The sequence below is a fragment of the Rhizobium sp. No.120 genome (assembly GCF_054558365.1).
The window spans coordinates 1-16,419 of record NZ_BAAJNQ010000031.1; the positions used below are offsets into that span (position 1 = coordinate 1).

At 56.3% G+C, this 16,419-nt stretch carries 19 protein-coding genes and 2 pseudogenes; 12 read left to right on the plus strand and 9 right to left on the minus strand.

What is annotated here, in order from left to right:
- Positions 1–101: 101 nt before the first annotated feature.
- Positions 102–1,037, minus strand: a complete 936-nt coding sequence (locus ACYJRZ_RS31245; RefSeq protein WP_459465314.1) for a metallophosphoesterase — start codon at positions 1,035–1,037, stop codon at positions 102–104.
- On the opposite strand from ACYJRZ_RS31245, the gene ACYJRZ_RS31250 reads away from it, so the two are divergent.
- The gene (locus ACYJRZ_RS31250; protein WP_459465316.1) at positions 1,036–1,212 is read left to right on the plus strand and encodes a hypothetical protein; all 177 of its coding nucleotides are present in this window, start codon (positions 1,036–1,038) and stop codon (positions 1,210–1,212) included. The two genes, ACYJRZ_RS31245 and ACYJRZ_RS31250, sit on opposite strands and share 2 nt — an antisense overlap.
- A 230-nt stretch (positions 1,213–1,442) precedes the next feature.
- On the opposite strand, the gene ACYJRZ_RS31255 is transcribed toward ACYJRZ_RS31250, so the two are convergent.
- On the minus strand, positions 1,443–2,165 hold the full coding sequence (locus ACYJRZ_RS31255; protein ID WP_459465318.1) for an SDR family oxidoreductase: 723 nt from the start codon (positions 2,163–2,165) through the stop codon (positions 1,443–1,445).
- Positions 2,166–2,312: 147 nt separating this feature from the next.
- Between ACYJRZ_RS31255 and ACYJRZ_RS31260 the strand changes: the two genes are divergently transcribed.
- On the plus strand, positions 2,313–2,909 hold the full coding sequence (locus ACYJRZ_RS31260; RefSeq protein WP_459465320.1) for a TetR/AcrR family transcriptional regulator: 597 nt from the start codon (positions 2,313–2,315) through the stop codon (positions 2,907–2,909).
- Between the two features lie 116 nt (positions 2,910–3,025).
- On the opposite strand, the pseudogene ACYJRZ_RS31265 reads toward ACYJRZ_RS31260, so the two are convergent.
- Both ACYJRZ_RS31265 and ACYJRZ_RS31270 read right to left on the minus strand, forming a co-directional pair.
- Positions 3,026–3,112: pseudogene (locus ACYJRZ_RS31265) on the minus strand (methyl-accepting chemotaxis protein); the annotation flags it as partial.
- A 61-nt stretch (positions 3,113–3,173) separates the two neighbouring features.
- Positions 3,174–3,522: pseudogene (locus ACYJRZ_RS31270) on the minus strand (cyanase); the annotation flags it as partial.
- Between the two features lie 414 nt (positions 3,523–3,936).
- Here ACYJRZ_RS31270 and ACYJRZ_RS31275 point away from each other — a divergent pair.
- Both ACYJRZ_RS31275 and ACYJRZ_RS31280 read left to right on the plus strand, forming a co-directional pair.
- Positions 3,937–5,199: a serine hydrolase domain-containing protein gene (locus ACYJRZ_RS31275; protein WP_459465350.1), complete on the plus strand. Its 1,263-nt coding sequence runs from the start codon at positions 3,937–3,939 to the stop codon at positions 5,197–5,199.
- Between the two features lie 84 nt (positions 5,200–5,283).
- Entirely contained in the window at positions 5,284–6,141 is an 858-nt protein-coding gene (locus ACYJRZ_RS31280) for an NmrA family NAD(P)-binding protein (protein WP_459465322.1), read from the plus strand.
- A gap of 262 nt (positions 6,142–6,403) precedes the next feature.
- Here the strand turns inward: ACYJRZ_RS31280 and ACYJRZ_RS31285 are convergent, their stop codons facing one another.
- Positions 6,404–6,613, minus strand: coding sequence for an aldo/keto reductase (locus ACYJRZ_RS31285; protein WP_459465324.1), 210 nt, complete (start codon positions 6,611–6,613; stop codon positions 6,404–6,406).
- On the minus strand, positions 6,541–6,888 hold the full coding sequence (locus ACYJRZ_RS31290; RefSeq protein WP_459465326.1) for an aldo/keto reductase: 348 nt from the start codon (positions 6,886–6,888) through the stop codon (positions 6,541–6,543). Before ACYJRZ_RS31290 ends, ACYJRZ_RS31285 begins: the two co-directional genes overlap by 73 nt.
- A gap of 328 nt (positions 6,889–7,216) precedes the next feature.
- Here ACYJRZ_RS31290 and ACYJRZ_RS31295 point away from each other — a divergent pair, with 328 nt between their 5' ends.
- Positions 7,217–8,131, plus strand: a complete 915-nt coding sequence (locus tag ACYJRZ_RS31295) for a LysR family transcriptional regulator (protein WP_459465328.1) — start codon at positions 7,217–7,219, stop codon at positions 8,129–8,131.
- 142 nt (positions 8,132–8,273) lie between these two features.
- Here ACYJRZ_RS31295 and ACYJRZ_RS31300 read toward each other — a convergent pair whose 3' ends face one another.
- The gene (locus tag ACYJRZ_RS31300) at positions 8,274–9,236 is read right to left on the minus strand and encodes a GlxA family transcriptional regulator (RefSeq protein WP_459465330.1); all 963 of its coding nucleotides are present in this window, start codon (positions 9,234–9,236) and stop codon (positions 8,274–8,276) included.
- Positions 9,237–9,330: 94 nt separating this feature from the next.
- Here ACYJRZ_RS31300 and ACYJRZ_RS31305 point away from each other — a divergent pair, with 94 nt between their 5' ends.
- The 7 genes from ACYJRZ_RS31305 to ACYJRZ_RS31335 all read left to right on the plus strand — a co-directional run bounded on the left by ACYJRZ_RS31305 (position 9,331) and on the right by ACYJRZ_RS31335 (position 15,442).
- Positions 9,331–9,738, plus strand: a complete 408-nt coding sequence (locus ACYJRZ_RS31305) for an MAPEG family protein (protein ID WP_459465332.1) — start codon at positions 9,331–9,333, stop codon at positions 9,736–9,738.
- A gap of 47 nt (positions 9,739–9,785) precedes the next feature.
- Positions 9,786–10,730: a PLP-dependent cysteine synthase family protein gene (locus ACYJRZ_RS31310; RefSeq protein ID WP_459465334.1), complete on the plus strand. Its 945-nt coding sequence runs from the start codon at positions 9,786–9,788 to the stop codon at positions 10,728–10,730.
- 32 nt (positions 10,731–10,762) lie between these two features.
- On the plus strand, positions 10,763–11,305 hold the full coding sequence (locus ACYJRZ_RS31315) for a MarR family winged helix-turn-helix transcriptional regulator (protein ID WP_459465336.1): 543 nt from the start codon (positions 10,763–10,765) through the stop codon (positions 11,303–11,305).
- Entirely contained in the window at positions 11,298–11,648 is a 351-nt protein-coding gene (locus tag ACYJRZ_RS31320; protein ID WP_459465338.1) for a gamma-glutamylcyclotransferase family protein, read from the plus strand. Before ACYJRZ_RS31315 ends, ACYJRZ_RS31320 begins: the two co-directional genes overlap by 8 nt.
- Before the next feature lie 553 nt (positions 11,649–12,201).
- The gene (locus ACYJRZ_RS31325; protein WP_459465340.1) at positions 12,202–12,729 is read left to right on the plus strand and encodes a winged helix-turn-helix transcriptional regulator; all 528 of its coding nucleotides are present in this window, start codon (positions 12,202–12,204) and stop codon (positions 12,727–12,729) included.
- Between the two features lie 25 nt (positions 12,730–12,754).
- Positions 12,755–13,843, plus strand: coding sequence for an HlyD family secretion protein (locus tag ACYJRZ_RS31330; RefSeq protein WP_459465342.1), 1,089 nt, complete (start codon positions 12,755–12,757; stop codon positions 13,841–13,843).
- 12 nt (positions 13,844–13,855) lie between these two features.
- A complete protein-coding gene (locus tag ACYJRZ_RS31335) occupies positions 13,856–15,442 on the plus strand; it encodes a DHA2 family efflux MFS transporter permease subunit (protein WP_459465344.1) in 1,587 nt (528 codons plus the stop codon).
- A 130-nt stretch (positions 15,443–15,572) separates the two neighbouring features.
- On the opposite strand, the gene ACYJRZ_RS31340 is transcribed toward ACYJRZ_RS31335, so the two are convergent.
- Positions 15,573–15,824, minus strand: a complete 252-nt coding sequence (locus tag ACYJRZ_RS31340) for a PilZ domain-containing protein (RefSeq protein WP_459465346.1) — start codon at positions 15,822–15,824, stop codon at positions 15,573–15,575.
- Positions 15,825–15,965: 141 nt separating this feature from the next.
- The gene (locus ACYJRZ_RS31345; RefSeq protein WP_459465348.1) at positions 15,966–16,418 is read right to left on the minus strand and encodes a chemotaxis protein CheW; all 453 of its coding nucleotides are present in this window, start codon (positions 16,416–16,418) and stop codon (positions 15,966–15,968) included.
- Position 16,419: the final 1 nt, after the last annotated feature.

Consider the following 16,419-nt stretch of genomic DNA (forward strand, 5'->3'; position numbering starts at 1 on the left):
AAAGCTGATAATCGGATTTATGGAACCGGTTCACGTTGCTCCAACTGACAGACAAAACTCTCCGGGCGGGACATCCCTGGGTATATGTAGCTCCGGCGACGTCATGCAGGTACTCCGATGAGGCGAAGGCGCGTAATTTCAGAAGGCGCTCCAAGTCGAATCGGCGGCCCCCAGTATCCGGTACCGCGGCTAGTATAGACCCAGAGATCGTCCAATTTGGCTAAACCGTAGACGACAGGTTGCTGCAATCGGATTAACAAATGCCAGGGGAGAAATTGGCCGCCATGGGTGTGGCCGGACAGTTGAAGTGTGAAGCCCGCCTTTACAGCTGCCGTGGCGGAGCGTGGCTGATGCGCGAGAAGAAGCCGGAAAGCGATATCGCGAGGAGCGCCCCTGATCGCTTTTTCAGGGTCGCTCTCATGAGCTTTATCGAAACTCCCTGCCTCGAAGTCGGTCACGCCAGCGACCAGCGCACGCGTTCCGTTGTGATCTATGACCACGTGTTGGTTCATCAATACCTTAAGCCCAAGCCGACGCACCTCATCGATCCATGAATCCGCGCCTGAATAGTATTCGTGGTTGCCCGTCACGAAAAAGGTGCCGTGGCGGGCCGATAGTTGGCCAATTGGACGCACATCCTTTGCGAGTTCTTCGACAGAGCCGTCGACAAGATCGCCGGTCAACGCAATAAGGTCGGGGTGAAGATCATTGACTGCGCTAACGATCTTTTCCACATATCGCCGCTTAATAGTCGGCCCGACATGAATGTCGCTTATCTGGACGATGGTGAAGCCTTCCAATCCGGTATCAAGTTTGGCGATAGGGATGTCGATCGTCTTCACAGTCGCGCGGCGCCTCGCAAAATAAAAGCCGAGCAATGTGAAAGCGAGGGCAACGAACGGCACAGCAAGCGCCGTGGAATTCCGCAACCCATTCGAGATCGCGGTCACGTCTGAGACGATTGAGATGGCCCAGCAGCTGAACAAAAACAGGTCCCGAACGATTGTCAGCATGAGTACGGTTGAAAAGAAGCCCATGAGCGACATTCCTAGCCAGGTCACCCTGTCCGCATGGGGAGGGCGCAGAATGAACCGCGACGCCATGCCCATCGCGATCGTCATTAGGCAAGCAGCCAAAAGAAGTGCCGCGGCGACTCTCATCGGCGTCCCGACAGGGGCTGTGGAAATGAGCCGCATCCCGACATACAAGTGAAGGAGCCCACCAAGGACGCAAACGCGAACGAGAAAGCCGGTTGGAAGCATGACGATCCAAAGTGACAGCTGGGGCTCTCGACAACAATCACGAGGGATCCCTATCGATTCCGACAGGCTCTGCCGCTCAAAAGTTGCCCTTACGCTAACGGAAGTACATCTGCGACAGCGCAACCCTCAAGGATATTTCCTAGAGATAAGAGACTGCCGCAGGTGATATGCTTGGGGACCTTAACGGAGCATCGAGGCTATCGCGTCCTCAAGGTGGCGGCCGTCGTGTTCCCACAAATGCTGGATCTGTAACGCGGTTGGATCAGGGAAGATGTGAGTCTCGCCAGAAGTAATCCCCAGGACAATATTAGCAGCGACGTGCTCGGGGCTCACTTTGTCGAGCGGAATATTCTTTGCCAGATCAGTATCAACGGGGCCTGGATAAACGCCAATGACGGTGATGCCAGACTTTTTGAGGGTCATGCGTAGGGTTTGGGTCAGCGAATGTAGAGCAGCTTTGGAAGCCGAATACGCTGACAGCGGTGGCGTCGCAACGAGCCCCGAGATACTTACGATATTGGCAATCGTTCCAGATCCTTTGGCGAGAAAAGCAGGTGTAAATGCCCGAATGACATGCAGCGTCCCGTAGAAGTTCGTTAGCATATCGGAATTGAGCTCGCCAAGCGGGCTATGGACGAAGTCATTCATTCCTAAAGTGCCCGCGTTGTTCACCAGAACATCGATATCCTTCGCTGCGGCCGCTGCAGCGTCAATAGAGGTCTGATCTGTTACGTCGAGTTGGATTGGTACAACGCGAGTGTCACCAAAATCAGGCAATGAAGGGGGATTACGAGCGCCCGCGTAGATTTTGCTCACGCCGGCCTTGAGTAACTCCTTGACGGTCGCCGCGCCAATGCCACGGTTTGCACCGGAGACCAGGAAAACTTTGTTATTCAGTGACATGACTCGCCTTTCTGGGAAGTTCCTCGCGTTGCGAGGCGTTTTTATCATAAACAGATCTGTTTACAGGGATCAGATAAACAGATCTGTTTACCCTGTCAACGAAGTCTGCTAAAAAATGTTAATCCGCTCAGAAATTTGGAGAATCGCATGTCCCTCGCAGCGCCTATTCCGGCGAAGAAGCTGGAGATTTTGAAACTAGCTTTCGATCGATTCTACGATGGCGGATTTCACGCGACGGGGATTGATACCGTTATTGCGGCGAGCGGGATTTCCAAGCGCACTCTATATAAATACTTCAGCTCCAAGGAAGATTTGATAGAAGGCGTCTTGGATTATTATGGCAAGGAAATCGCCAATGCCTATTTTGCGATCGCCGAAGCAGGTCATGACGATGCACGCGATCAGGTTTTGGCCTGCTTCGATAGCCGCCGAATGATGCTCGAAGCGGATCGACGGGGCTGCCTCGGTATCAAGGCATCGCAGGAATATGCAGGCAAACATGAAGGAATCGCGTCCCGCGGGGAACGCCTGGGATTTCACGTCGAACGACGGTTTATCGACATGTGCACTAGGCTTCCGGTCGCCGATCCAGCCTCGCTTGGCAAGCAGATCACCGTGTTATTCCAGGGCGCGTTGCTGCTATCGCAGGTCTATCGTGATGCTGAACCGTTTGAGACAGCAAAAAGCGCAGTAATGGTTCTTCTCGACCAAGCGGCGCCCCCTGCGCTTGCCCGGCGAAACTGATATATCGAAATTTGAGACCGATCCGAGGGGAGTTTTGAGCTGGGGTTCGTGAGATGTTGGATCATCATCGACCGATTGGATTAGCGCAGCGAACTGGTGTGCCAATCCGATGCCTCGACGACCGCAAGTCCCTTGCCCGCGCAGACCGCCTCGGCAGCGGCATTCAACGCCAGCAGATTGGTTTGAAAAGCAATGTTGTCGATACCTGCTGGGATAAATTCTGAATCGTCTGCATAGGCACGAACTTCCCGGACTTGCCAATGCGAACACGACCGCAGACATGATCCCATCGCCGAACTCTTCTTCGATTAAGGCCTTCCAAGCAGGACCGTTGACCATCACCACTTCATAGAAGCGGGTATATAAAAGGATCCGTCGTCGCATTGATGTGCCGCGATACGGTACCTCTTGAGTATGCGTCTTTCGCGTTCTAAAAAGACTGAAGAGCTCTGCAGCTTTTCTGGCGAGCGGCTTGACGAGCTTCATTTGTCGGAGCAGCGCACCAATAATCAGGACTTCTGAAACCCCTCGATCCCGTCGGTGATGTATTTCCAAGACCAGTCGCGCTCGCGTTGATGTCGAGTATTTTTTCGTTCAGTTCTTCGCGTTTAATGTTGTTCCCCTTTCCTGAATATCTAGCTGCCACGGTATCGTTCCAACCGAACGATGTTAAATCTCAGACCTTCCGAGTAGTGATGGAATCTGATGTCATCCTGCGATGGCGTCGCGAATTACCGTAACTTCAAAGGCGGGTTCGATTAGTTCGCGTAGATGCGCTTCTAGATTTGCAGCCATGGCCTCAGGGTTTCGTCGTGCAGCATCAACAAACACTTGGGCAGCTCTGCCAACTCGTCGCCCCTCAACGCTCATCGATGATTCCTGGTCATCGATGATTTGACTCGTTTTCATTTTGGTCAAGGTAAACCTAGCTCTATACTACAACCTGTAGACGGCGGCGAGCCGTCGTTTCATCGATCTCAAATTCTAAAAGGTACCTTCAATGGCCGTGAATTTTTCACGTCGGACCATGTTGCGTTCTGCTGCCGGCTTGGCGGCAGCAGCATCGGCATCGTCGTTGTTGACAACGCCGACCTACGCTAAGGCCGACAGCAAAACCAGTCAGCGTCTCTCTACCGTAATTGACCCGCTTCTGCAGCAGGCGGTAAGGCGAAATGACGCCGGAAGCGTAGTCGCGATGGCCGCCGACTCATCCGGCATCATTTACGAGGGCTCGTTCGACAAGAGAAGTCTTCCCTCTGGGCCAGATGTGTCTCCGGACTCCGTGTTTTGGCTGTTGTCCATGACGAAGGCGATAACTGCGACCGCTTGTATGCAATTGGTCGAACAAGGCAAGCTTCGGCTTGATCAGCCGGCAGCCGACATCCTTCCCGAGCTGAAAGCTCCGATGATCCTCGATGGATTCGATGATAGCGGCCAGCCTAAGCTCCGTCCGGCTACACGTATCATCACTGTCCAACATCTGCTGACACATACATCGGGCTATACATATCCCAATTGGAGCGAGCCGCTGGCCCGGTATGAAAAGATCACCCACATGCCCGATGTCGGCTATTCGTTGAACGGGGCCTTCACCGCACCGCTTGAATTCGAGCCGGGCGAACGCTGGCAATATGGCATCAGCATGGACTGGGTTGGTAAGTTGGTGGAGGCCGTATCCGATCAGTCACTTGAGGCCTATTTCAAGGAAAAGATTTTTGATCCTCTCGGCATGAAGGACTGCGGTTTCCTGATCGGTAGCGAGCAGAAGGCCCGCGTCGCAACGCTTTACAATCGCCAAGCCGACGGTTCCCTGGCTACTATGCCTTTTGAAATGAACCAACGGCCGGAATTCTTCTCAGGTGGCGGGGGCGCCTTCGGCACCCCACGGGCCTATATGAAGCTTCTACGGATGCTGCTCAATCGAGGTACGCTTGAAGGCGTTTCCATTCTTCGTCCCGAGACGGTCGATACAATGTTCCAGAACCATATCGGTGACCTTAAGGTCGTTAAGATGGAAACCTCCGCGCCGCAATGGTCCAACAGCTTCGACCAGTTTCCTGGTGCGGTCCACAAGTGGGGCTTGTCATTCGACATCAATATGGAACCCGGTCCCAACGGACGAAGTGCCGGCAGCGTTTCCTGGGCGGGGCTCTTGAATTCCTTCTATTGGATCGATCCTAAGAAGAAAATCATTGGCACGCTCTTTACGCAGACGCTGCCCTTCTTCGACGAACGTGTCGTCAACCTCTACGGCGCGTTCGAAAAGGCGCTCTACGGCACGATTGACTAGCCGAACGCCAACCAGACGACCATTGAAACGCTCGGTGCTGAGCACGAGTCCAGGCCGATAACCTTCCGAACAAGGGATAGTATCATGTATGTCATCACAGGGATAACCGGCAAGGTCGGTGGAATGCTCGCCAGAACGCTTCGCGCGACCGGTCAGCCGGTACGTGCGGTCATGCGCAACCCGGAAAAATCAGCAGAATGGGAGAAGCTTGGCTGCGAGATCGCCATAGCGGACATGGGCGACGAACATGCGCTGGAGAAAGCGTTCCGCAACGCCGACGCCGTGTTTATTCTACCGCCGTCGAATTTCGATCCGCGTCCCGGCTTTCCTGAGGCAACTGCCGAAGCCAAAATCATTCGCGCGACCCTGGAACGGTCCAACGTTGGAAAGGTCGTCTGCCTCTCGACCGTGGGCGGCCACGCCCATCAGACAAATCTGCTGAGCCAGCGCACGATCCTGGAACAGGAACTGGCATCATTGTCGATGCCGCTCACGATCCTGCGTCCGGGCTGGTTCTTTGACAACTTTGCTTGGGACGTTGCATCTGCAGCCGAAGGGACGCTCTACTCCTTCCTGCACCCGGCTGATAAGGCATTTCCGATGGTTTCGACCAAGGATGTCGGCCGGGTCGCGGCCGAACTGATCCAGGAGACTTGGTCGGGTCGTCGGATTGTTGAACTCGTTGGTCCGGAACGGACGACGCCGCGTCAGATGGCTGAGATCTTCTCGAAACTTCTTCAGCGCCCTGTTGAACTCAACCTGGTTCCCCGCGACACCTGGGAAGAGTTGTTCCGCTCGCAGGGCATGAAGAACCCAATCTTCCGCATCCAGATGCTCGACGGCTTCAACGAAGGGTGGATCGATTTCGAAGGTGCGCCTGCAATGCTCGTAAAGGGCAGCGTCAGCGCTGAGGAAGCGATCAAGGGCTTGCTCAACGATTGAGATGTCCATTCCTTCGTAGCAAATGATTGAAGCGCGCCCTGCGCGCGCTTCAACATTGCAAGTTAGAGCGTAATTGCGTCCCAGTCGGGTGCAAAAGGGGGCGAACGTAGCGCTGATCTTTCCGCAAAGCCGCAATTGTCGTCTTATCATCTTCGTCCAGTCGAAGCTTCAGGCTTTCCAAGTTTGCCATATGACTTTCAATGCGTGCCGCTTTCGGGATGGCGATCACGCCCTCCTGGCCCATCAGCCAGGCAATGGCCACTTAGGCGGCGGTGTATCCATGCTTCCTGCCGATCGCCGCCAGCGTGGCATCTTCGCTCACGCGACCTTGTGCGAGCGGCGCATACGCCGTTAATGGGATGTTGCGACGGCGCAGATAGTCGAGCAACGGGGCCTGGCTCAGGAATGGGTGATATTCGACCTGAACCGTTGCGATGGGCGCTCCGATAATCTGGATAGCGTGCCTGACCATGGGTAGATTGAAATTACAGACCCGATGGCGCGTACAGAACCAGTCTCCTGCAGCAGCATCATCGGCTCAAGGCTCGCGGCCATGTCAAAGTCGTTGGCGGGCCAATGAATGAGAAAGAGATCGACATAATCCAGCTTGAGTCTCGTTTGCGTCAAAGGAGTGACGCCGTGCCGATGGTTCCAAGAATCATGCCACACCTTGGTCACGAACACGTTCCGCCTAGCGACGCCGGCTGCAACGAGCGCCGCACCGACAAAGGTTTCGTTTTCATACATGGTGGCCGTATCGATATGGCGAAAATCAAGCTCGATTCCTCATTCGACCGCCGGCTGCGCCAGAGCACCTGGCAGGCGAAATGTACCCAAGCCCAGTCGAGGGAATGTCAACGTTTTGTGACCGGATTTTATCCATAATTGGTCTCCTAGCGAATATGTTACCCGTTCTTGTTGGGTCGCGATCAAGCAAAGGCTTAAGATTAATCGTATTGACCGGATATAAAGCCATGATAGGGCTGCCGCCGAAACACCGGTCGCGTCTTTGTGTCAATACAGAGGTGGCTCTTTGTCACCATAGGAACAGATTAGACAGGTAAGAGCGGTTGAGATGAGTTTCGATGCTAGGCTTCTGACAGGAATCGGTGTTCTCGTTACAGCTGCGGAGGCCGGCTCGTTCGCGAAAGCCGCCGAGATACTTGGCCTCACGCCATCAGGCGTCAGCCGAGCTATCGCCCGGCTTGAAGCCCGGGTCGGCATCCGAATGTTCGACCGAACATCGAGGCGCGTCAACCTGACCGAAGAAGGACGTCGTTTTCATTCCAGAGTCGTTCCGCTTCTGGCCGGATTGGAAGAGGCCTCATTCGAGGCGAGCGGGAGCGCCGCCGCAGTGAGTGGTCGCTTAAGAGTAAACGTCGACCCATGGTTTGCCCGCATGGTACTCGCGCCGCACATGCCGGCTTTCATGAAGCAATACCCCCAGTTACTGGTCGACCTGACGATTAGCAATGCGCGAGAGGATATGTTGGCGGGTGTCGACGTTGCGGTTCGGTTTGGTCCGCCGGATGTCTCTTCAGCGATCGCTCGAAAGCTTTTCGACACTTACGTTATCACATGTGCCGCCCCCGGTTATCTTGCGGAACGTGGGGAGCCCAAGGTACCCACCGAACTCTACGGCCATGAGTGTATTCTGTTCAAGGATCCACAGGGCGGTCGACCCTTTCCCTGGGAATTCCATCGAGGTTCAGAAGTGCTCCAGACGATAGCTAAGGGACGGCTGATTATGGATGATCCTTCAGTGGCCGTAGCAGCCTGCGTGGCCGGACAGGGAATTTTTCAAAGTCTACGCATCGGCCTGGATCCTTGGCTTACATCCGGGCAATTGAGGCAGATACTCACAGAATGGTCATCGGAACGCTATCCCCTCTATGCCTACCATCCTTCCCGCTATCTTCCTCCGGCGAAAGTCCGTGCGTTCATCGACTTCATTCAGCAACTTTGCACTGCAAGCGGCCCCGATGACTAACCCAGCAAACAATGATGCATGGCACCGAAGCGTGATTTGCAGCATCGGGACCCTGACGAAAACGATTGTCAGTGCAAGGAAAATTTTCTTGTGACGGCACATTGGACTTGGCAACCGGGCGGCGTAGATGAAAACGGCACCCTTACTGGAGATCAGCCCGGATCTCGCGTACCCCCCGGCCAAGTCGCCGCCGCAGCAGTGCCCTCAGCGTTGCTGCGTCCGCATAACCTACCTCAGCGGCCACTTGTTCAAGATCGATCCCCATTGAAACAAGGTGTTGCGCATGCTGGACCCGCATGTCCTGAAAAAACGCGAGGGGGGACTTTCCAAGTACCGCTTCCGTTCGGCGCTGCAGCGTCCGAGATCCAACGGCAAGAGCGTCTGCCGCCGCCTGCAGCGAGAACCCTGACGCTAGGTTCTGGCGCGCCCACCGTTCGAAACGATCGACGAGAGGGTCGGCTTGGGAGAGATAATTGGGAACAATGTACCGCGCTTGCGAGGACCGCTTATCGACGACCATGAATCTTGCCACAAGGGTAGCCAGCTCCGGGCTTGCCTGACGAACAAGCCACAGGGCCAAATCCAGATGCCCCATCACCGCTCCGGCGGTAACCACGCCGCCAGACGCTGAAATCATCTGGGAATCGTCTAGCCTGATATCGGGATATCGCTTTCGAAACAAAGGCGCGAGTGGCCAGCTTGCGGTGGCGTCAGCATTGTCTAAAACGCCGGCTTCCGCAAGAATGAATGTGCCTAGACAAGCAGCCGCGAGCCCTACCCCTTCGTGATGCCAAGTCCTCAATATCGAAATCGCTTCGCGAACATCGTCGCGCGCGAGACAAGCGACGAGTTGATCAGGATGCTTTGCGTTAAGAGCGGGAACTACGACCCAATCAGGTCTTTTTATGGAACCAATGTGGTCGACACTCGCCGTCATGCCGAGTGCCGTGCGCACATCGGGTCGGACTCCTGCGATGGATACGGTAATGAACGGCCCATCAGCACCGGTCGAGGAAACCAGATCGTTGGCGATGGCAAACGTATCGAGCAAGACGCTTAAGCCGGTGTCGAAAACACCATCCAGTGCGAGAACGGCCAACCTCATGGCGTAAATACCTCTAAAATTGTCATTTATGACCGTAGCCTATCGAGGATGGGGATTCTAGGCTTTCGCACATCAATCTTCTACGGAACGGGCCATGCAATTCACCACCGAACTCTACCTCCTGACGTTGACCGCTTTGGCGACCGCGCTGATGTGGATTCCCTACACGCTGGCGAGAATTATGACCCGCGGTCTAATGCCGGCGCTCCGCAATCCAAGTCCATCAATGATGCCAGATCCGGATTGGGCTGAGCGCGCCCGGCGCGCGCATGCAAACGCAACGGAAAATCTGGTGGTGTTCGCGCCACTTGTACTTATCGCCTCAATGCTTGGAATTACGACACCGGCGACAGTCGTTGCGGCGAAGGTATACCTGATTGCGCGCCTGGCACACTACGTCATCTACGCCGCCGGCATCCCAGTTCTCAGAACACTTAGCTTCGTCGCCGGATTTGCGGCCGCCCTTATTTTCGCGGCGGCAATCCTCGGTCACGCGGTTTGAACAACCTCGATACACCCCCCGACCCCCAACCACAGCGGGTTAATCCAATGACCAAGTCTCCCAGAAACATTCTTGACACAATCGGCAATACGGATCTTCTGGAATTGCGCAATGTCGTTCCGGAGAACGGCGTCCGAATTTTCCTGAAGCTTGAGAGCCAGAATCCCACCGGCAGCATGAAAGATCGGATGGCACTCGCCATGGTTGAGGCGCCCGAGAAGGACGGCCGCCTGAAACCCGGCGGCGCTGTCGTCGAATACACAGGTGGAAGCACCGGTGTGTCGCTTGCCCTCGTTTGCGGCGTCAAGAAGCATCCGCTTCATTTGGTGACTTCCGACGCCTTTTCGAAAGAGAAGCTCGATCACATGCGGCTGCTCGGTGCAAATCTTACGATCATTCCGAGCGACAACGGCAAGCAGACTGAGAAGCTGACCAAGGACATGATCGCCGAGGCGCACAGGATCGCAGCGGAGACCGGTGCCTATATCACCGCGCAGATGGATAATACCGACCAGTTGCAGGCCTATACGAAAATGGCTGACGAAATCTGGGAGCAGACCGGCGGAGACCTGAGTGCTTTCGTTCAAGCAGCCGGGAGTTCGGCCTCTGTTCGCGGGATATCCGAGCGGCTTCGCCAGCACGACAAGACCATTCGTATCGTCACCGTCGAACCTGCCGAATCTGCTGTTCTCTCCGGCGGACCATCCGGCGCACACAAAATTGATGGTGTCGGCGCTGGATATGTGGTGCCGCTCTGGTACCCGGAAATTGCGGATGAGATCGAGACCGTCTCGACAGCCGATGCGAAAGCGATGGCGTTCCGACTTGCTTCCGAAGAAGGCTTGTTCTGCGGCACGTCGACCGGAGCGAACGTGACTGCGGCTCTTCGCGTAGCCGAGCGACTTGGACCGGGTGCATCTATCGTGACGATCATGTGCGACACAGGCATGAAATACATTTCTACCTTCTCGAAAGACTTGGCGGGCCGGTGAAATCCTGCCGCGCGATCACCGAGGGGCTTGCGATGAAGCACACGCACAGTGATCGCGCGGAGTTATTCTGGGGCGAGAGGCTACGTCGTATTGCCGATCATCTTGATGAACGTCTCATGCGATACTTAGTCGAGGCCCAGATCCCTCTTCAGCCTGCTCAACTTCGATTTCTTGCTGCAGTGGACGATGTCGAAGCTGCCACCGTCACTGACCTCGCAAAACGGGTGGGGATCACCCAGCCTGGTATCAGCAGGATGTTGGCACCGCTCACCAGGAAAGGCCTGATCACAAGCGACACTCCGGAAAACGACCAGCGTCGACGTGTGGTATCGCTGACGAAGACCGGACAAGTGCTCGTCGAGAAGGCTAGCCGAGTCGTTTGGCCACAGGTGATCGTCGAATTGAGGGAGCTATGTGAGGGGTCTATCGGTACCTTTCCGGAGCAACTCTCTGCGCTCGAAAACAGGCTCCTGTCGACGGCCGGCCGTGGTCCGTTTCGGGCGCTCTCCGCAACAGCGGGAAAAAACCTGCTCGACGGTTCCCGTGACAATATCAAAGGCCAAAGCTATGACTGACGCGGTTTTGTTATTTTCGTACGGCACCCTTCAGCTCGAAAAAGTGCAGCTCTCGATTTTCGCGCGCCTCTTGAAAGGGTGGGAGGACGTATTACTGGGCTTCCGGATGACGACGGTTGAGTTGACGGATGCATCCGTCATTGGTTTGAGCGGGCAAACGTCGTTCCCCATTGCAGCGCCTTCAGACGATCCCGCTGATGTTGTCGAAGGCACCGCTTATGAAGTGACCGAGCGCGAATTGCTAGCGGCCGATGCATATGAGGGAAGTGCCTACCAACGTATCGAGGTCGTTCTCGCGTCCGGCCAAATCGCTTGGATCTATATCCGATCTTTGGCTGGGTAAAGCCTCGCCAGTCTTTGCTCAGGCCGCGTCTCGCGACTCAGATTAATGTTGGAAACATCCGCGTGATGGGCCTGCGATCGCGAACGTTCCATTGATAGCAACAGGATGATGAATCGGCGACGCGAATACAATGGCGGGCGCCGATAAAGCGTGGGCGGCGGCGGGCCGGTCAGTCCGACACTCTTCAGGATATTCGCAGCCATCATTCGCTGATCGCGGGGCATTCTACGAGACTTTATCGAGCCTCGACATGAAACCAAATTTTGCAGAGGCTGATGTCTTCCCAGTCGCGAACGACACCACCTTATGGGGGACTCATACTCTTCGTCCTCAAGTCGCTTTTTCCGTTGAATGGTGGAAAATCGGCAAGCGAAATCTTGCGTCGGCGGCCTGCGGTGGGTTCGTGAACGGGCTCGAGCTTACGACATTCGCGATTAGAAGATCGCCCAGCACCCTTAACAAGGCAGTCTATGCGTGCTTGCGGCGGTCTACTTGCAACGCGCCATCGATCGCCCTATAGTGACTTTCATCATGAAAGCTACGTGGTGTCCTCATGCAGAAAAAAAGCTTCAAATCCATGCAGTGCCCCGTGGCACAAAGTCTGGATCGCATCGGCGAGTGGTGGAGCATCCTCATTCTTCGAGATGCCATGCGTGGCGTTTCACGCTTCGACGATTTCCAGAAGAGCCTTGGTATCGGGACCGCTACGCTGACTCGCCGCCTCGACAGCCTCGTTGAGGCCGGTCTCCTAGAAAAGCACCAATATCAGCAGCGGCCATCGCGCTTCGAATATGTCCTGACGGCGTGCGGCGAGGACTTCCGCCCTGTGCTCTGGTCGTTGATCGCCTGGGGCAACAGGCATTTTGCCCCGGAAGGGCCGAGCCTCGTGATTGTCGACACCGAGACTGGGGCCTGGGCAGACCCCATTTTGGTCGACCGGGAAACGCGGGAGCCGGTCGAGCGGCCCAAATATGCCGTGGCCGCCGGCCCCGCCGCCCGCGAGCCTCTGGCCTCGCGCTACCGGCTTAAATCCGAGGGACCGGGATCTCCGCTGATCCAAATCCCCTCCGTCATTAATTAATCGCACAGCCACGGAGATCACGGCCATGAATCAGGTCGTCAGTGAAGCAGGAATCAAGCAGGGAGCGATCTCCCTAAAGCCGAAACGAAGCCTGAAGAAGCCGGTCATGCTGTTGGCGGGCATCGCGATCGTCGCGGCCGCCGGCTGGTACGCCAATTACTGGTGGCAGACAGGCCGCTGGCAGCAGACAACGGACGATGCCTATATCGGCGGCAACACAACAACGCTTTCGCCGCGTGTCTCCGGCCATGTGCAGGAAGTGCTCGTCGAGGACAACCAGCTGGTGAAGGCCGGTCAGCTGCTGGTTCGACTTGATCCCAGCACCTACAAGACCGCGCTGGACCGTGCGGAGGCGCAGGTGCAACAGCAGCAGGCGAGTCTGGACAACCTCCATGCGCAGCTGACACTGCAGAGCTCTCTCATCAAGCAAGCCGAGGCCGATCTTACCGCCAAGAAGGCTGCGTCCGACTTCGCCAGTGTCGATGCCGAGCGTTACCGCAATCTCGCAAATCAGAGTACCGGCACGGAACAGAACGCCCAGAAGGCATTGATGGCGGATGCTCAGGCAAAGGCCGCAGTGGACGCGTCCGCCGCAGGTCTGTCGGCTGCTCGTCAGCAGATCGACGTTTTGGGCACCCAGATCGAGCAGGCCGAATCCACTCTCGAAGGCGCGCGACTGGATGCAGAAACGGCGCGTCTCAGTCTCGGCTATACGGAAATCCGCTCGCCGATCGACGGCTATGTCGGAAACCGCGCCGCGCAGGTTGGCGCCTTTGTCTCTGATGGCAGCTATCTCCTCAGCGTAATCCCGGCTAAGGGACTATGGGTTGATGCGAACTTCAAGGAAGATCAGCTCGGCGTGATCAAAGTCGGCCAGACGGTCGATGTCGTCACCGATATCTATCCCGGTCATCCCCTGCAAGGCCGCGTCAGCAGCATTTCGCCGGCAACCGGGGCGACCTTCAGCGTCATCCCGCCGGAAAACGCGACCGGCAACTTTACAAAGATCGTCCAGCGCGTGCCTGTTCGCATCGCCTTGAATGACGACGCTTCGCAGGCTCGGACGTTGCGCCCGGGCCTCTCGACGACTGTTACGGTCGATACGCACCCCTGATAGGAGCCGGTCGTGACAACAGCCACCGCATCGGCGTCCGCTCCGTCTGACACCAGTTGGATCCGGAGCCTCCTGCCCTTCGTTGTGATGTGCTTCGGCATGTTCATCGCGCTCCTCGACATCCAGATCGTCGCCTCGTCGCTGCAGGATATCGGCGGCGGTCTCTCGGCATCCCAGGACGAGATCAGCTGGGTGCAGACCGCCTATTTGATCGCCGAAATCTGCGTCATCCCGCTCTCCGGCTGGCTGACCCGTGTCTTCTCCACGCGCTGGCTGTTCACCATATCGGCAGCCGGTTTCACGCTCAGCAGCATGCTGTGCGGGATTGCCTGGAACATCGAGAGCATGATCATGTTTCGGGCGCTACAGGGCCTGCTGGGTGCCTCGATGATACCGACGGTATTCACCTCGTCGTTCCATTATTTCCAGGGACCGCGGCGCGTCTATTCCGCCGCCGTCATCGGAACGATCGCCTCGGTCGCACCGACGCTCGGACCTGTAATCGGCGGCTGGATCACTGATACGTGGAATTGGCATTGGCTCTTTTATGTCAATATCGTCCCCGGCCTTATCATTACGATATTGGTGCCGCTCCTGGTTAAGATCGATGAGCCTGATCTGAAGCTCCTGAAGGACGCCGATTATCCCGGCATCATCCTGATGGCGATCTCCCTCGGCACGCTCGAATATGTGCTGGAGGAAGGCACGCGGGCCAACTGGTTCGACGACAGCACGATCCGCGACACAACCACCATCGCGGCCGTCGCCGGCGTTCTTTTCTTCATCCGCAGCCTCACCTTTTCGCGGCCTGTCGTCGACCTCAGAGCCTTCGGCAATCGCAACTTTGCAATCGGCTGTGTGCTGTCCTTCATCACCGGTATCGGCATCTTCTCGACAATCTATCTGACGCCCCTGTTTCTCGGCTATGTCCGCGGCTTCGATGCGTGGCAAACCGGCGTTGCCGTCTTCTCGACCGGTGCGGCTTCGACACTCGGTGTCCCCGTCTATATATTCCTGGCCAAGCGTTTCGATACGCGCTGGCTGATGATGTTTGGCCTGGCATCCTTTGGCGCTGCGATGTGGGGCTTTAGCTATATCACCCATGACTGGGGCGGCGACGAGCTCTTCTGGCCGCAGGTCTTTCGTGGCTTTCCGCAGGTCTTCGCGGTCGCCCCTGCCGTCACTCTCGGGCTCGGAAGCCTACCACCGGAGCGGCTGAAATATGCAAGCGGGCTCTTCAACATGATGCGCAATCTCGGCGGCGCCGTCGGCATTGCCGTCTGCGCAGCGATCATCAACGATCGCACCAACATGCATTTTACAGCGATCGCTTCCAATCTAACTCCGGCAAATGGGGCCATGGAACGTCTGGTTGCGGGCGTTGCCAGCCGCTACGGCGAGGTGCCGGGTAGCCTCGACGACGGCCACATCGCTGCATTGAAGCAGCTCTTCAAGCTCGCTTATCGCGAAGCATCAACCATGGCCTATGCGGATGCCTTCGAGGTCATCATGATCGCTTTCGTCATTGCAACCGCTCTCGTTCCGCTGATGAAGAACGTCACACCACCCAAGGGCGCTTCGCAACCCACTGGACATTGAGGGCTATGACCGGCGCGGCAGCTTGATTTCAATCGCTATCCCTTCGAGTGCCTTCAGTCGAACAACCGGACATCACCTGTATCTGTCGTAGTCGCTAATGTGGTCAAATCCATCAATGAATAGCTGCCGATCAGGCTTCGTCGACAAACTCGATTCCGATATCCGTCAGTTTTCGCCAGCGAACAGCGCAGTTTTTCCGGGTGTCATCTTCGAACGCAAGCTCGAAACGGTCCGGGATACCTGCGGTACTTGGCATAACCAATTTTGCCCCGTTTGTGGAAAGGTTCCTCACGGCGCAATCTCGGGTCAGCGAGCCATTGCCGTAGATAATCCGAGCTCCTTTGAGAGCGCGCGTTCTGACAGATTTTCGGCGTTCACTCATCGGTTCCCCATCGGAGCTAGACATGGTTCAATGCACACCCTTCATCCAATGATACGCTAAGGTTCGTCGTTAAAGGACGGACAAATGATTGCGGTGTTGAGGGAGCAGGAGGCAGGCGTGAATGACGCCGCTTCGACCGGTCTACGCTGCGATAGCCTCATCCTCTGGCGCGAACATGTTCGTTAAATGAAGGAAGCAAATCATTCCCGATGGGTGCGTGATGATCCCTTCGCAACAGGATCGATCGACGGAGCCGATGATGTCCGGGGGCGGCTGAAGTTGATCCGCCGTGACGGAGAGCATGTCGGTCACCCTGTCCACAACAAGTCCCATCGGCTTTCCGTGCACCTTCACCACCACGATCGCACTGCGCTCGGTCGTTTCGCCTGACCGCATCCCGAGTTTGCGGGCCAGATCGATCGTCAGAATGACAGTCCCGCGCAAGTTGATCACACCGAGAACTTCATCGGACGTGTGCGGCAGTGGCGTCGAGGCTGCCCATCCGCGGATTTCGCGAACGGACGTCGTCTCAATGCAGAATGTCTGCTCGCCGAGCTGGAATGCAATGATGTCCAGCGTCGTTTGACCGTTCATG

Excerpts from the sequence above, each read along its gene's own strand:
- ACYJRZ_RS31250 (WP_459465316.1), top strand. The coding sequence starts at position 1,036 with ATGAGCGACATTCCTAGCCAGGTCACCCTGTCCGCATGGGGAGGGCGC.
- ACYJRZ_RS31245 (WP_459465314.1), bottom strand. The coding sequence starts at position 1,037 with ATGGGCTTCTTTTCAACCGTACTCATGCTGACAATCGTTCGGGACCTG.
- ACYJRZ_RS31255 (WP_459465318.1), bottom strand. The coding sequence starts at position 2,165 with ATGTCACTGAATAACAAAGTTTTCCTGGTCTCCGGTGCAAACCGTGGC.
- ACYJRZ_RS31260 (WP_459465320.1), top strand. The coding sequence starts at position 2,313 with ATGTCCCTCGCAGCGCCTATTCCGGCGAAGAAGCTGGAGATTTTGAAA.
- ACYJRZ_RS31275 (WP_459465350.1), top strand. The coding sequence starts at position 3,937 with ATGTTGCGTTCTGCTGCCGGCTTGGCGGCAGCAGCATCGGCATCGTCG.
- ACYJRZ_RS31280 (WP_459465322.1), top strand. The coding sequence starts at position 5,284 with ATGTATGTCATCACAGGGATAACCGGCAAGGTCGGTGGAATGCTCGCC.
- ACYJRZ_RS31285 (WP_459465324.1), bottom strand. The coding sequence starts at position 6,613 with ATGGTCAGGCACGCTATCCAGATTATCGGAGCGCCCATCGCAACGGTT.
- ACYJRZ_RS31290 (WP_459465326.1), bottom strand. The coding sequence starts at position 6,888 with ATGTATGAAAACGAAACCTTTGTCGGTGCGGCGCTCGTTGCAGCCGGC.
- ACYJRZ_RS31295 (WP_459465328.1), top strand. The coding sequence starts at position 7,217 with ATGAGTTTCGATGCTAGGCTTCTGACAGGAATCGGTGTTCTCGTTACA.
- ACYJRZ_RS31300 (WP_459465330.1), bottom strand. The coding sequence starts at position 9,236 with ATGAGGTTGGCCGTTCTCGCACTGGATGGTGTTTTCGACACCGGCTTA.
- ACYJRZ_RS31305 (WP_459465332.1), top strand. The coding sequence starts at position 9,331 with ATGCAATTCACCACCGAACTCTACCTCCTGACGTTGACCGCTTTGGCG.
- ACYJRZ_RS31310 (WP_459465334.1), top strand. The coding sequence starts at position 9,786 with ATGACCAAGTCTCCCAGAAACATTCTTGACACAATCGGCAATACGGAT.
- ACYJRZ_RS31315 (WP_459465336.1), top strand. The coding sequence starts at position 10,763 with ATGAAGCACACGCACAGTGATCGCGCGGAGTTATTCTGGGGCGAGAGG.
- ACYJRZ_RS31320 (WP_459465338.1), top strand. The coding sequence starts at position 11,298 with ATGACTGACGCGGTTTTGTTATTTTCGTACGGCACCCTTCAGCTCGAA.
- ACYJRZ_RS31325 (WP_459465340.1), top strand. The coding sequence starts at position 12,202 with ATGCAGAAAAAAAGCTTCAAATCCATGCAGTGCCCCGTGGCACAAAGT.
- ACYJRZ_RS31330 (WP_459465342.1), top strand. The coding sequence starts at position 12,755 with ATGAATCAGGTCGTCAGTGAAGCAGGAATCAAGCAGGGAGCGATCTCC.
- ACYJRZ_RS31340 (WP_459465346.1), bottom strand. The coding sequence starts at position 15,824 with ATGAGTGAACGCCGAAAATCTGTCAGAACGCGCGCTCTCAAAGGAGCT.
- ACYJRZ_RS31345 (WP_459465348.1), bottom strand. The coding sequence starts at position 16,418 with ATGAACGGTCAAACGACGCTGGACATCATTGCATTCCAGCTCGGCGAG.